The organism is Microbaculum marinum (assembly GCF_037855135.1).
GTDB lineage: Bacteria > Pseudomonadota > Alphaproteobacteria > Rhizobiales > Tepidamorphaceae > Microbaculum > Microbaculum marinum.
The window spans coordinates 16,809-29,769 of sequence record NZ_JAZHOF010000011.1 but is presented as its reverse complement, the minus strand read 5'-3'; the positions used below and the strand labels follow the sequence as shown (position 1 = coordinate 29,769).

At 65.0% G+C, this 12,961-nt stretch carries 13 protein-coding genes; all 13 read right to left on the bottom strand.

Going from position 1 to position 12,961, the window contains the following annotated elements:
- From V3328_RS22455 to V3328_RS22395, 13 genes are read right to left on the bottom strand one after another with little or no spacing between them, the layout of a single operon-like run.
- A complete protein-coding gene (locus tag V3328_RS22455; protein WP_340331967.1) occupies window positions 1-1,602 on the bottom strand; it encodes a GMC family oxidoreductase in 1,602 nt (533 codons plus the stop codon).
- A gap of 1 nt (window position 1,603) precedes the next feature.
- Entirely contained in the window at window positions 1,604-2,368 is a 765-nt protein-coding gene (locus V3328_RS22450) for an alpha/beta fold hydrolase (RefSeq protein WP_340331966.1), read from the bottom strand.
- Between the two features lie 44 nt (window positions 2,369-2,412).
- Window positions 2,413-3,147, bottom strand: coding sequence for an enoyl-CoA hydratase/isomerase family protein (locus V3328_RS22445; RefSeq protein ID WP_340331965.1), 735 nt, complete (start codon window positions 3,145-3,147; stop codon window positions 2,413-2,415).
- On the bottom strand, window positions 3,140-4,381 hold the full coding sequence (locus V3328_RS22440) for a CaiB/BaiF CoA transferase family protein (RefSeq protein WP_340331964.1): 1,242 nt from the start codon (window positions 4,379-4,381) through the stop codon (window positions 3,140-3,142). Before V3328_RS22440 ends, V3328_RS22445 begins: the two co-directional genes overlap by 8 nt.
- On the bottom strand, window positions 4,374-5,117 hold the full coding sequence (locus V3328_RS22435; RefSeq protein ID WP_340331963.1) for an IclR family transcriptional regulator: 744 nt from the start codon (window positions 5,115-5,117) through the stop codon (window positions 4,374-4,376). Before V3328_RS22435 ends, V3328_RS22440 begins: the two co-directional genes overlap by 8 nt.
- Window positions 5,118-5,137: 20 nt before the next feature.
- Window positions 5,138-7,471 (bottom strand): xanthine dehydrogenase family protein molybdopterin-binding subunit, encoded by a 2,334-nt coding sequence (locus V3328_RS22430; protein WP_340331962.1) that lies wholly within the window; start codon window positions 7,469-7,471, stop codon window positions 5,138-5,140.
- The gene (locus V3328_RS22425; RefSeq protein ID WP_340331961.1) at window positions 7,471-7,953 is read right to left on the bottom strand and encodes a (2Fe-2S)-binding protein; all 483 of its coding nucleotides are present in this window, start codon (window positions 7,951-7,953) and stop codon (window positions 7,471-7,473) included. The genes V3328_RS22430 and V3328_RS22425 overlap by 1 nt, the downstream gene beginning before the upstream one ends.
- Window positions 7,950-8,822, bottom strand: coding sequence for an FAD binding domain-containing protein (locus tag V3328_RS22420; protein ID WP_340331960.1), 873 nt, complete (start codon window positions 8,820-8,822; stop codon window positions 7,950-7,952). Before V3328_RS22420 ends, V3328_RS22425 begins: the two co-directional genes overlap by 4 nt.
- A complete protein-coding gene (locus tag V3328_RS22415) occupies window positions 8,819-9,589 on the bottom strand; it encodes an IclR family transcriptional regulator (protein WP_340331959.1) in 771 nt (256 codons plus the stop codon). Before V3328_RS22415 ends, V3328_RS22420 begins: the two co-directional genes overlap by 4 nt.
- Window positions 9,590-9,596: 7 nt before the next feature.
- Entirely contained in the window at window positions 9,597-10,736 is a 1,140-nt protein-coding gene (locus V3328_RS22410; protein ID WP_340331958.1) for a thiolase family protein, read from the bottom strand.
- Entirely contained in the window at window positions 10,729-11,127 is a 399-nt protein-coding gene (locus V3328_RS22405) for a Zn-ribbon domain-containing OB-fold protein (protein ID WP_340331957.1), read from the bottom strand. The genes V3328_RS22410 and V3328_RS22405 overlap by 8 nt, the downstream gene beginning before the upstream one ends.
- Window positions 11,124-11,684, bottom strand: coding sequence for an SRPBCC family protein (locus V3328_RS22400; protein WP_340331956.1), 561 nt, complete (start codon window positions 11,682-11,684; stop codon window positions 11,124-11,126). The genes V3328_RS22405 and V3328_RS22400 overlap by 4 nt, the downstream gene beginning before the upstream one ends.
- 54 nt (window positions 11,685-11,738) lie before the next feature.
- Window positions 11,739-12,953 (bottom strand): ABC transporter substrate-binding protein, encoded by a 1,215-nt coding sequence (locus V3328_RS22395; protein ID WP_340331955.1) that lies wholly within the window; start codon window positions 12,951-12,953, stop codon window positions 11,739-11,741.
- Window positions 12,954-12,961 lie beyond the last annotated feature (8 nt).

The window sequence follows — 12,961 nt, the reverse complement described above, 5'->3', positions numbered from 1 at the left end:
TCAACGTCGGCCGACGATCAGATCCGCGGCCTTCTCGGCGATCATCATGACGGGAGCATTTATGTTGCCGCCGGTCAGGTCCGGCATGACGGATGCGTCCACGACCCGCAGTCCCTCGACCCCGACCACCCGCAGCGTCCCATCCACGACACGCTCGTTGTCGCTGTCGCCGCCCATTCTGCACGTACCTGCGGGATGATGTACCGAAACGGCAGTCGCCGCTATGTGGGCATCGAGCTGCGCATCGTCGGCACCTTTCGGCCCGAGGATGGAACCGACATGCCTCGACAGTGGCGCAATGCTCGTCAGGCCGAGGAGCTCCCGAAGGCCGTCACGGAGCAACTGCCGATCAGCGGCAACCGACAGAAAATTCTGCGTTATCATCGGCGGGTCCAGCGGGTTGCTCGACCGCAGCCGGACATGTCCTCGACTTGCCGGATGCAAAACGATCGCGCGAAGCGCAAACGCATCGGAAAAGGGCTTGCTGAACGGCGGCAGCCACGGAGCAGCGCTCAGGGCCCCGGCTATCATCATCACCTGCAGGTCGGGCTGCTGCGCCTGGGAGCGCACCTTCAGGAAGCCCATGTCCGCGACAGGCAGCCGGCCTACGAAGCCGCGCCCCGAAATGGTCCAGTGCGCCAATGAAGCCATCAGGCGATCAAGGCGCATGTTTCGCAACAGGGACCCCCGATCCGAACGAGCACAGATCACGGGAGAGGAGATGTGATCCTGGAGATTCGAACCGACGCCCGGAAGGTCGACGCGGCAGGCTATGCCGTGCCGACGCAACTGGTCCGCAGGACCGATACCCGATAGCATCAGCGTTTGCGGGGAATTGATCGCGCCGCCGCAGAGCACGACTTCCCGGCTCGCGAGCAGTTCCATCTCCCGGCCATTCCGCCGACACCTGACGCCGACCGCCCGATTGCCTTTCCACAGCAGGGTCACCACGTGGGTCCTGACCATGACGGTCAGGTTTGGACGGGCCCTGGCCGGATGCAGGTAGGCGCGCGCCGCGCTAGCCCGCCGACCATTCTTTCGCGTCGTCTGCCAGGGCGAGAACCCCTCCGTATCGGTATCGTTGTAGTCGTTGCCGGTCCGATAGCCGGCGGACGCCACCGTCTCCCGGAAGCTTTCGCAGATCGGGTCTTCAAAGCCGTTCGGCTCCACACGGATCGGGCCGGCGCGGCCCCGTCGATCGGACGGACTTCCGGTCCACGTTTCGATCCGTTTGAAGTAGGGCAGCAAAGATGCATGATCCCACCCGGGCAGCCCCTGCGCGCTCCAGCGGTCGAAATCGAGGGGATGGCCTTTCACCCACGCCATGGCGTTCGTGGAGGACGATCCTCCAACGACCTTTCCCCGCGCGCATTCCATCGCCTTGCCGATCGCCGCATCCGGCTCAGTGTCATATCCCCAGTCGGTGATCCGTCCCGCAAGAAGCCGCGGCCAGCCGAGGGGCATATGGATGAGAGGATGCCGATCCCAGCCGCCGGCCTCCACCACGAGAACCCGGACGTCCGGATCTTCACTCAATCGCGCCGCAAGGACGCAACCGGCCGATCCCGCACCGACGATGATGTAGTCCCACTCCCGGCTCATGTCAGGACTGCGCGAATGCATCCGCCAGCAGACCGGCGGTTTCCTGCGCCCTGGTGAGCGGGAAGAGGTGAGATGCTCCCTGCAACATGCGAAGCCCGGCGCCGGGTATCGACGCCTGCAACGCTTCGATCACTGCGGGCGGGCAGGACGTGTCTTCGCTCACGCCAATGCAAGTCACGGAACAACGCAACGAGCGAAGGCCTTCGGTGGCGTCGTGGCGTGCCAACGCTCGCCAGGCAGATGCCCAACGCGCAACGGGCGTGCATCGCAGTTGCGTCCGGGCGTAGCGCACGCCCGGCAGATCCGCAGCGATTTCCGCTGCCGTGAACCAACGAGCGAGCGTTCCGGCGACCTGGGCCGCTATTCCGTCGGTCTCCGCCGCCACTGCCCTATCCTCGAACACCGGACCTCCCCTGGGCATCGTCGCCATCAGGGCAAGTCCGGCAACGCGATCCTCAGCACGGATCGCAAGATGTTGCGCGACGGCGCCCCCCATGGAGATTCCGGCCAGGTGGAACCGGTCCACGTTCCTCGCATCAAGCAGCATCCCGACATCATCGGCGAGTTCGCCGATGTCCTTCGGCACCGTCACTTCATCCTGGCCGTGTCCCATCAGGTCCGGGGCGATGACCCGAAAGCGCGGCGCGAGAATGCGGGCCGTCTCCGCCCACATCCGGTGATCGAGCGCCAGTGCATGGCACAGGACCAGCACCGGGCCGTCGCCGCCGGTATCGAGGTGAACGACGGGCCGTCCCGCGATTTCCACCACGCAGGCCGGCGGGCCCTGACCGACCGATCGACTTCGGCCTCTCACCCTCTGCGGTCCTTCAGGTTTTCCGCAAGCGAGGCCGATATCAGTTCCGCGGCGATATCGGACATCTGCTCCTGAGCGCCGAATGCGGTTGTGGCCAGATACGCCTTGACGGTTGCCAGGCTGCGCAGCGAGTTGCCCGCCATCCGCTGCTGAAGCAGATTCAGCTCGGCATCCAAGTCATCTCTTTCCAGCACGCGTGCGCAGATGCCGATCATGCGCGCTTCCTCAGCGCCGATCTCGCGCCGGCTGAAGACCAGTTCGGCGGCTGCTTTCGCGCCGACACGCGGCACCAGCGCGGTGAGCGCAAGCGTCGGCGGCAAGTCCTTGTCCAGTTCCGGAAGGCTGAACGTCGAACCGGCCTGAGCCCAGGTCAGGTCGCACGACACGGCCAGGGCACAGCCCAAGCCGAGCGCCCGTCCACGTACCGCCGCTACGACCGGAAGCCGGCACGACCGCACCGCCGCGTAGAGTGCGAGAATCGGTTTGGCGACCTTCGCGGCCAGTGTCAGGCTGTCGATATCGGCACCGAAGCCCCCTCCCGGCGCACGACCGCACGAGAAATGCGCGCCATAGCCCTCCAGGATGATCAGCCGTTCCGCATCTGTTGCCGGATCCGACACTGCATCGGTCAGTGCCTGAATGGCCGGCAGGTCGAGGAAGTTCCCGTCCCCCGATCCCAGACGTATCCAGCGGGCCGGGCCTCCGCGCTCGACCCGGATCAGGTCACTCATTTGAAACGCCCTCCGTCATCGCCCGGCGTCTTCCGGGAACTGCCGCCTGGAATTCGGCAATCTCATCTTCCGGCATGTTCAGCACGCGCCTCAGCACGGTCGCCGTATCCTCGCCGAGCGGACGCGGAAACGAAGGCAACGGACCGGGACAAGACTTCAGCTTTATGGGATCGCCCATCACGCGCACCGAGCTGCCGCTGTCGTTCTCCATGGTCAGGACCATGTTCCGATAGGTGATCTGCGGGTCGCTGGCGACGCGGTCCAGCGTATTGACGACGCCAACGGGGACCTCCTGCGCCTCGAGCCGGCCAACCGCTTCGTCGACATCGAGATTGGCGAAGGCCGCCTCGAGGATGGGCCACAGCGCCTCCTTGTTCTTCAGCCTCGCCCCGTTGTCGATAAAGCGAGGATCGTTCGGTAGCTCGTTCAATTGCAGCGCGACGCACAGGCCCTTCCACATCCTCTCGGTGTTCGCCGTGACGACGATGTCCTCGCCGGAACCGGTGGTAAAGGACCGGTAGGTAGGAATGGAATCGTGCGCTCTTCCCTGCCGGCCCGGAATCATGCCGGAGTTCAGATAGTAGGCCCCCTGGTAGCACAGCATCGCCGCCTGGCAGTCGAGCATCGAGATGTCGATCACCTCGCCGTCGCCGTTCAGATGCCGGCGGTTTATCGCCGCCAGGCAGGCAATAACCGCATACATGCCGGCCGAGAGGTCCCCAATCGGAATCCCTGCGCGGACCGGAGGGCGGCCGGCTTCGCCGGTCATCGACATGCCCCCCGACAGGGCCTGGACGATCATGTCGTATGCCGGCTTGTTCCGGTATGGACCGTCCTGGCCAAACCCGGATATCGAACACCAGATCAGGGACGGCACTTCGGCGCGCAGATCCTCTACAGAAAGTCCCAGACGGCGGATTACGCCCGGCCGAAAGTTCTCGATGACGATGTCCGACGCACATGCCATGCGCCGCAGTGCCTCCCTCCCCTTGTCGGTCTTCAGATCGAGCACCACGCATTGCTTCGATCGGTTGATCGAGTGGTAGTAGAGACTGTCGCCCTCGACGAAGTGCGGCGCGACCGAGCGCGAAAGGTCGCCCTGCGGACTTTCGACCTTGATGACCTCGGCACCGAGATCGGCGAGGATCTGGGTTGCATAGGGGCCCGACAGAAACTGGGTGAGATCCAGCACCCGTATGCCCTGCAGCGGACCAGTACGCGCATTCTCAGTCATCACTTTCCTTTCCTGGCCGAACGCTCAGCGCTTCGGCAGCGTCTGCTACCAGCCGTCCGTATTTCGGCAGTATCGATGCATCGAACCTGAAGGAGGGGATCGTCAGCGCCAGACAACCGGTGACGCGCCCAGCCGACATGACCGGGGCGGCGATCCCCACGGACTCAGGAATCTTCTCGCTTTGCGACCAGGCCCAGCCGTCCTTGCGAATGCCGCGCAGACGCTTACGCAACGCTGCCGGATCGATCAGGGCCCCCGTCACCGGAGACGGTTCCGCAGCAGCGATCACAGCCGCCTGCTCGTCCTCGGGCAGAAAGGCAAGGATGGCCAATCCCGAGGCGCCCCAAACTATCGGGAAGCGCTGCCGGGCATCGAGCCGGTACCGCAACGAGTGGGGGCTGTCGGAGACCGCCGTGAACACCATGCGGCCGGTCCCGTGCAGATAGAGAGCGAACGCTGCGGTCTCGCCTGTCTTCTCCGTCAGCCATTCCAGCGATGGCCCGGCAAAGTCCCCGAAGGAATGGCTGTTGGCCACCAGCGTCGCCACGCGATAGTACTCCGCGCCAATGCCGTAGCGGCGCGTGTGCGGGTCCTGACGAAGGAAGTCCTCGGACACCAGGAGATCAAACATCCGGTGCACCGTGCTTTGGGCAAGCCCCAACTCCTGGGCCACACTCTTGATGGAGATTGGCCCCTCCGCCTCGGCGGCGGCGCGCAGAACCGCCAGGACACGCACCGTCGTTCCACTGGGCGTGCTCATGCCACCTTCTTCGACTGGCAGATCACCTCGACAATTCGTTGTGGTGACAGGGGGCACTCCGAGAACCGGGCGCCAAAGGGCCGCAGCGCGTCCTCGACGGCCGCGACGATGCAAGCCGCCGCCGGTATGGTACCGCCTTCCCCCGCCCCCTTCACGCCGAGCGGGTTGAGCGGAGTCGGCGTCTCCATATGCACTATCTCGACGTCGGGAACATCGGGAGCCATCGGCAGCAGGTAGTCCGCAAGGGTCGTCGTTACCGGCTGCGCCTCGTCGTCGTAGTGCATGTGCTCGAACAAGGCGTTGCCGATCCCGTGCGCCACGCCGCCCTGTATCTGACCGTCGACGGCCATCGGATTGACCAGACGCCCGCTGTCGTGGGCGACGACGTAGCGCCGGATCTCCACCGCGCCGGTGTCCGCGTCGACTTCGACCTCGGCGACGTGCGTGCCATTGCAGTAGGTTGCCTGGCGCGGCGAAAACCAGTCGGCCGTCTCAAGGCCGGGTTCGAGCCCTTCCGGCAAAGTGAATCCCGGCATGCCATTGGCGAACTGCCGCAATTCGCCCAGTGTGACCGAGCGGTTGGTGCCGCGCGCCCGCACGACACGAGAGTCGATTTCGATGTCGGCTTCCGGCACCTCCAGCCTGAGAGCCGCAAACTTGATGACCTTGGCGCGGAGGCTCTTCGATGCATTGTGTGTGGACGAGCCGGCATTGACGGTGACGCGGCTCGCAAACGTCCCGATCCCGATCGGCACGATGCCGGTATCGGCCACCCTGACATCGACATCTTCCATGGGGACGCCGAAGGCGTCTGCCGCGATCTGGGCGAGGATCGTCTTCTGGCCCTGGCCCTGGGGGGCGGCACCCGACGCAATCTCTATTCGCCCGTCGGCGGCCACGCGGGCCTTGCTGCCTTCGTAGGGCCCGAGGCCGGTTCCCTCGACATAGTTGGCAACGCCGATGCCGATGTACCGCCCTTCGGCCAACGCTGCGGATTGGCGCTGCTTGAATCCCTCCCAATCCGCCTTCGCAAGGGCAAGGCGCTGGCACTCCGGATAATCGCCACTGTCATAGGTGAGCGGCGAGCCGTCGCGATAGATCAGCCCCATCCGGTAGGGCATCTGATCTGGCCGGATCATGTTGCGCCGTCGGACTTCGGCAGGATCGAGGCCGAGCCTGTCCGCCAGCCGGTCCATCATCCGCTCCATGGCGAACACGGCCTGCGGCCGCCCCGCTCCGCGCAGCGGTGTGGTCGGAGGCTTGTTGGTAAAGACCGAACGCATCCGCATACGGTAGTTCGGGATCACGTAAGGCCCCGGCACCGTCGTTGCCGCGATGTAGGGGAGTATGATTCCCCACGGAGCCGCACAGCCGCTGTCGTGTACGAGGTCTCCCTCGACCGCGATCAGGCGCCCGTCGCGATCCGCCGCGACGCGCATCGTCCAAATCTGATCTCGCTCCTGCGTCGTCGACAGGAAATGTTCGCGTCGGTCCTCGGTCCACTTCACCGGCCGGCCCGTTTCGCGAGCCAGCGCCGCACACAGGACTTCTTCGGGATAGACCATTCCCTTGGGCCCGAAACCGCCTCCGACATCGGGAGCAATCACGCGGACCTTGCCATCATCGTGTCCCAGCATCTCCACGATGATGTTCTTGACCATGTGCGGCGCCTGGGCGGCCGACCAGACGGTCAGTTGATCGGTCAGTGCATCGTACTGCGCCTGGACCGCACGGCACTCCATCGCCTGGCAGCAGCCGCGATGCTGACGGAACGTCTCTTCGATCACCACTTCGGCTGCCTCGAAGGGATTTTCGTCCTCCCCGAACTGCAGGACGAGATCCGCCGCGATGTTGTCCTTCAGGCTGGAGTGCATCAACGGCGCACCGGGCTCCGCCGCAGTTCCGACATCCGCCGCAACAGGCAGCGGGACACCGTCGACAAACACCATCTGCGCGGCGTCCTCGCCCAACTCGCGACTGTCGGCGAGCACGACCGCCACGGGCTCTCCGACAAACGTCGCCTCGCCATCTGCAAGAACGGGAAAGTTGTGCGGTTGCCGGATTGCCGCATTCGGCACCTGGATGGGAGTCTGCCGCCCACGAAGGCAGTCCGGCAGGTCCGCCATCGTCCAGATCGAATGCACCCCCGGCATGCCGGCGGCTTCGGAAACATCGACCGAGTCGATGCGGGCATGGGCCCAGGGCGACCTGACGATCACCGCCACCAGCGCATCGGACAGCACGATATCGTCCGTGAACTGTCCCTTGCCGCGCAGAAGGGGCTCGTCTTCCCGGCGCTCGACCCGAGCTCCGAAATACTTCGCACCCATTACGACGCCCTCCGAATTTCGGCTGCGGCTTCCATCGCAGCGTCGACAATTCCCTTGTAGCCGGTGCACCGGCACGCATTCGCCGTGAGCGCTATGCGGACCTCGTCCCGGGTCGGCTCCGGATTGCGCGTCAGGAAGTCGGTCAAGGTCATGAGCATTCCGGGCGTGCAGAAGCCGCACTGCAGACCGTGGCATCGCCGAAACGCCGCCTGTAGCGGACCGAGCGGACCCTGCTCCTCGGACAGGCCCTCAACCGTCACCACCTCGGCGCCGTCCGCCTGCACCGCCAACATCAGGCAACTGCGGACCGACCGACCGTCGACCATGACAGTACAGGCCCCGCACACGCCGTGCTCGCAACCGACGTGGGTACCGGTGAGCGACAGCTTCTTGCGCAGAAGTTCGACAAGCGACAGACGCGGCTCGACCGACGCCTGATAGTCCGTGCCATTGACGTTGATGCTTACGTCCCGCAGGCTCATTTCTTCTCATCCTTTGCTCGAACGGAGGCCTCTTCGAGAGCACGCACGGTCAGGACGCGCGCCAGATGCCGGCGGTAGGAGCCGCTGACGACCGCGTCCTGCATCGCCTCGAGCGAAGCAGCCTCCTCTCCGGCCAACTCGAACAGTTGCCGGGTGGGGATCTCACCGACCATCGACGTCTCGGCCGTCTTGAGCCTGACCGGGGCGGGTCCGACCCCGAACACCGTCACTGCAGCCCGTGCGATGCTTCCGGCTTCGTCCAGCGCCATCAGGACGGCCGCGCCGGCCAGGGCGAAGTCGCCGTGGCGGCGCGCAAATTCCCTGAACGACCAGCCGTGGTCGCCCTGCCACGGATTCCAGTCGACGGAAGTCAGCAGTTCGCCCTCCTCGGCGGCGGGCGTCATGTACCCGACGACGTAGTCCTCGATCGGAACCGAGCGCTTTCCCTCCTTGCCCTGGAGATGCACCACGCCATCGAGCAGTGCGGAGACCGCGAGCAACTCGGCGGCCGGGTCCAGGTGAGACAGGCTGCCTCCGATCGTGCCGCGGTTGCGAGTGGCGATGTGCCCGACATGGGACAACGCCTCCAGGGCCACCGGCACCGATTCGGCCAGGCGGGTGTCCTCCTGCATCTCGACCTGCCGCGTCATCGCCCCGATCCTGATGGAGGATCCGTCGACATCGATAAAGGACAGATCGTCGATCCTGTTCAGGTCGACGAGGTGGTCGAATTGCCCATAGCGGAAGTTCATCATCGGCATCAGCGACTGCCCGCCGGCGAGCGGTCGTGCGTTCTCCAGGCTCGACAACAGATCGACCGCCTCCGATACGTGGCGCGGATCGTGATACTCGAACGGTGCGGGCCTCATGCGCTGTGCTCCTTTCTGACACCGCCGGCGCGCAGATTGTCCGCTGCCTTCTTCACTGCCGCAGTGACCTTCTTCTGGGACTCTTCCGTGTGCCGGAAGGCCGGGACCGTAACGAGAATGGAGCCGGCCACCCGGCCGTCCTCGCCGTAGACGGGAGCCGCAGACCCAACGGCACCTTCGACACGCTCGCCGCGCGATATCGCAATCCCGTTCTGTCGGATTTCGAGAAGCTGTTCGAACAGAACGTCCCTGTCCGTGACCGTATCCGGTGTGACGGCGACGAGGCCGTGACGCTCGATCACGTCGTGGATCTCCTGCTCCGGGAGGAAGGCAAGGATCGACTTTCCGGACGCACCGGTGTGCAGGAAGTCCCGCCGGCCCAGGGGTATGTCGTAGCCCAGCGGCTGCGGCGATCGTTCCGACATCACGATGATCATCAGACCCGCCTCGCGATCGTACAGGTTGAACACGACCGTCTCTCCCGTCTCTCGGGCAAGCGCCGCGAGAGCGGGCCGCAGGCGCAGGAAGAACGGGTTGTCGTTCAGAGATATCGCGGCGAGGCGGAGGAATTCCGCCCCGGCCGTATAGAGCTTGCCAGCCGGAGCGAAGGCGACGAAGCCGTCTTCCGCAAGCATCCGCATCAGCCGCAGGGTCGTGGAGGTATTGTAGCCGCTCTTGGCCACGAGCTCGCTCAGCGACAGCGGGGCGCTCGCCTCGACAAGAATCCGAAGCAGGTTCGTCGCCTTGTGAATGGGGCTCTCCGCCATCACGCCGCTACCTGGAGAAGATGTGGATGGAGCACGCCCCGTGGTCGAAGCCGGAGATTCCGCCGCCCGTCGCGTGAGCGAGTCCGACACGCGCGCCTTCGACCTGCCGGTCGCCGCATTCACCGCGCAGCTGGCGCACGACTTCGACCGCCTGCGCCGCACCGGTCGCGCCAACCGGATGGCCCTTGGCCAGCAGACCTCCCGAGGGGTTCACGGCGACCTTGCCGTCAATCGCGCTGTCGCCGCGTTCGACGAACGCCCCGGCCTCACCTCTCCCGCAGAAGCCGAAAGCTTCGTAGTAGAGCAGTTCGGCGATCGAGAAAGCGTCGTGCACCTCTGCGAGATCAACATCGTCCGGTCCGATACCCGCCTCCTCGTAGGCATGACCCGCCCCGCGCACGGTGATCTCGGGCATCGTCATGTCGCGGAATCCGTCGGTGTGCTTTCCCGAGGACAGATCGGATGCACGAACGAACACCGGATCGCGCCTGTAGCGGCGCGCCGTGGCCGCGTCGGCCAGGACGATCGCCGCCGATCCGTCTCCCGTCGGACAGCACTGAAGCAGCGTGAAAGGATCGGCTATCAGTCGCGACGACAGCACTTCCTCGACCGTGACCGGCGCACGCATCTGGGCGTCGGGGTTCATGGCGCCGTTCGCCCGGTTCTTCACGGAGACCTGGGCCAGCTGGCGCTCGGTCAGGCCGAAGTCGTGCATGTAGCGCTTGGCTCGCATCGCATATAGCGCCGGCATCACCATGCCCTGCTGGACTTCCCAGTCCTCCCGCTCCAGAGGCAGCGTGCCGCCTCCAAACCTGGTCAACTTCTCGACGCCGATGACGAGCGCCGTATCGCAGGCACCGGACCGGATCGCCAGAACAGCGGCGCGCAGTGCCGAAGATGAAGAGGAGCAGGCATTCTCAACATTGAAGACCGGAATGCCCGAAAGCCCCATCCGGCCCAATATCCGTTGCCCTGGCATCATCCCCGACAGCGCCGAGCCGCAATACGCGGCCCCCAACTCCCGGCCGTCGATCCCGGCATCCTCCAGGGCCTGCTTGACCGCAGGCCAGCCCAGGTCGGCGATCGTCTTCTCGGGATACTTGCCGAACGGGATCATCCCGACGCCGATTACCGCCGTTTCACGCATCGGAGGCCTCCGCAGGTTCGAAAACATAGGTCGTGAAGTGCGTTCCCGCGGCGTCCTTGCCGACTTCGCCCATACGTGCGCGGACTCGCGTTCCAATGCCGACCGACCCACGCCAATGCCCGAAAACGCGCAGCCCGTCTGGCAGGTCGACGTAGGCAAGCCTCACCGGGCGGTGCCACTCGGCTGGTCCGACATGAACTTCGGTCAACGAGTAGACCGTGCCGGCCGCCTCGACGGGCTTCCGGACGATGTCTGTGGATTGGCAGTTGCTGCAAATCGGCGGCATCGGAAAAGCCCGATTGCCGCAGGCTTGGCATTGGCCGGTAACGAAGCGGATGCTGCCCTCGCCGGCGTCCTCGACGGCATCTCCGGCCAAACTATGGATCGTCATTTCGAGACTCCCTCGCCGCGACGGAAGCGCCCCATCACCGCGCGTCCGGCCAGCCTGGCGACCGACAGCGACTTGCCGCCACCCGCCTCCACCTCGCCGGTCTCGATCAGGCGGGCGAGGTTGCTTGCAAACTGAAGCGTGAGCTCGTCGGCCAGGGCCTGTATCATCCCGGCACCGCGACCGTACTGTGCGACTGCTCCGACGAGCGTCACCTCCGTCGTGCTGGCGACCAGCGTCCCGCCGCCGGCATCCTCGCTCAGTTCAAACGTGAAGTCGGCCTGCGCACGACCGCGTCCGCGACGTTCCGCGCCCTCGCCGCGCACTCGCATCCGGTAGGTGTCGGCATCGCGCTCGAGGATCCTGCCCTTGCCTCGGAACACCATCGACATCGGACCGAGCCTGGTGGCGACCTCGCCGACGAAGCTGTCGCCACCATCCCACTCGGAAAGGGTGCCGCCCGGGAAGCAGGTGGCCATCAGGTCGAGTTGCTGCAGCAAGGCCCAGGTATCGGGCGGCGGCAGCGTGAGTCTGAACGAGTTGTTGCAAACGATCGCCATCTTTGTCTCCTTGCAGATCGGCCGGCGCCGCGACGCGACGCCGGCGATCCTGTCTCAGTAGGAGTATTCCGCAGCTTCCGGGCTGGCGAAGTTCTCCTTCAGCGACTTCAGGCCGAAGGGCTTCTCGCGATCGACGCCGAAAACCGTGCTCTTGCGAGGCGGATTCCGCTTCTCAATCGCGCCGTAGTGGTAGTCGCCGATCAGGCCGCCGAAATCGACGTTGTCCATCGTGGCGAGCGCGTTCATGACGCCTTCCCGCGAAAGGTCGCCGTGGGCCACCGCCTTCTCGATCATGGCAGTCACGGCACGCGCCTGGTTGTAGCCCAGCACGAACCAGACGTTGGGGGCCTGATCCGGCTTGTGCGCCGCGATATCGGCTTCCAGTTCGGCCATGCCGGGCGAATTCGCCTGGTTGCCCCATTCCGTCCCCTCGCCGGCCAACCACACGTTCTTCTCGAGGTAGTCGACTACCGGGCTGTCGAGCAGGGCCCCATGCCACGAAGGCCACTGCGCAATCCATCGCGGCTCGAAACCTGCGCGGGCGGAGTTGCCCACGATCCTGGCAAGTTGCGGCGGCACCGTCGTTACGAACACCATCTCGCAACCGGCCGACTTGAGCTGTTCAATCTGCCCGGTGAAGTCCTGGTCGGACTGGCTCAAGGTCACTTCCGCAGCGATTTCCAGACCGCGCTTTTCGGCAACGAACTTGATGCCGTCCATGCCGGCCTCGCCGTAGGGATCGTCGCGAACCAGACCGCAGATGACGGGATCGTCGTCGGCTTCGGTATCCAGCCAGTGCGCGAAGGCGTTGACCGCCATGATCTGATAGGTAGCACCGACCGGCAGAAGGTTCGGATCGTGCACCCAATAGCTGTCGAACGATGCCGGCGCGACGACCATCTTGTCGGTTCGGAGCTGTGGCAGGATCGCCTTCGTGGTGTGGGTCCCGAAGACCTGGCTGAAGCTGACCACCTGGTTCTTCAGCTTGTTGTACTGCTGGACGGTCAGCGCCTCCTGATTGGCGTTGTCCTCGGTCAGGAGCTTGACCTTGTACTTGCCGGCGATGCCGCCCTGCTCGTTGATCCTCTCAAACCACACCTCGTGACCGGCCGTAACCGGCAGCCCGAGCACGGCTACCGGGCCGCTGAGCGGTGAGATGATGCCGAGCGTGATCGTTTCCCCGTCAAAACCGGGAACTTCTTCCAGCTCGGCGGCTGCCGCGATTGCCGGAGCCATCGCGACCAGTGACATCAATAGGTATTTCTTCAAGTCAGTCC

Coding starts and splice junctions, on each gene's coding strand:
- V3328_RS22455 (WP_340331967.1), bottom strand. CDS start 1,602: ATGAGCCGGGAGTGGGACTACATCATCGTCGGTGCGGGATCGGCCGGT.
- V3328_RS22445 (WP_340331965.1), bottom strand. CDS start 3,147: ATGAGTGACCTGATCCGGGTCGAGCGCGGAGGCCCGGCCCGCTGGATA.
- V3328_RS22440 (WP_340331964.1), bottom strand. CDS start 4,381: ATGACTGAGAATGCGCGTACTGGTCCGCTGCAGGGCATACGGGTGCTG.
- V3328_RS22430 (WP_340331962.1), bottom strand. CDS start 7,471: ATGGGTGCGAAGTATTTCGGAGCTCGGGTCGAGCGCCGGGAAGACGAG.
- V3328_RS22425 (WP_340331961.1), bottom strand. CDS start 7,953: ATGAGCCTGCGGGACGTAAGCATCAACGTCAATGGCACGGACTATCAG.
- V3328_RS22420 (WP_340331960.1), bottom strand. CDS start 8,822: ATGAGGCCCGCACCGTTCGAGTATCACGATCCGCGCCACGTATCGGAG.
- V3328_RS22415 (WP_340331959.1), bottom strand. CDS start 9,589: ATGGCGGAGAGCCCCATTCACAAGGCGACGAACCTGCTTCGGATTCTT.
- V3328_RS22410 (WP_340331958.1), bottom strand. CDS start 10,736: ATGCGTGAAACGGCGGTAATCGGCGTCGGGATGATCCCGTTCGGCAAG.
- V3328_RS22405 (WP_340331957.1), bottom strand. CDS start 11,127: ATGACGATCCATAGTTTGGCCGGAGATGCCGTCGAGGACGCCGGCGAG.
- V3328_RS22400 (WP_340331956.1), bottom strand. CDS start 11,684: ATGGCGATCGTTTGCAACAACTCGTTCAGACTCACGCTGCCGCCGCCC.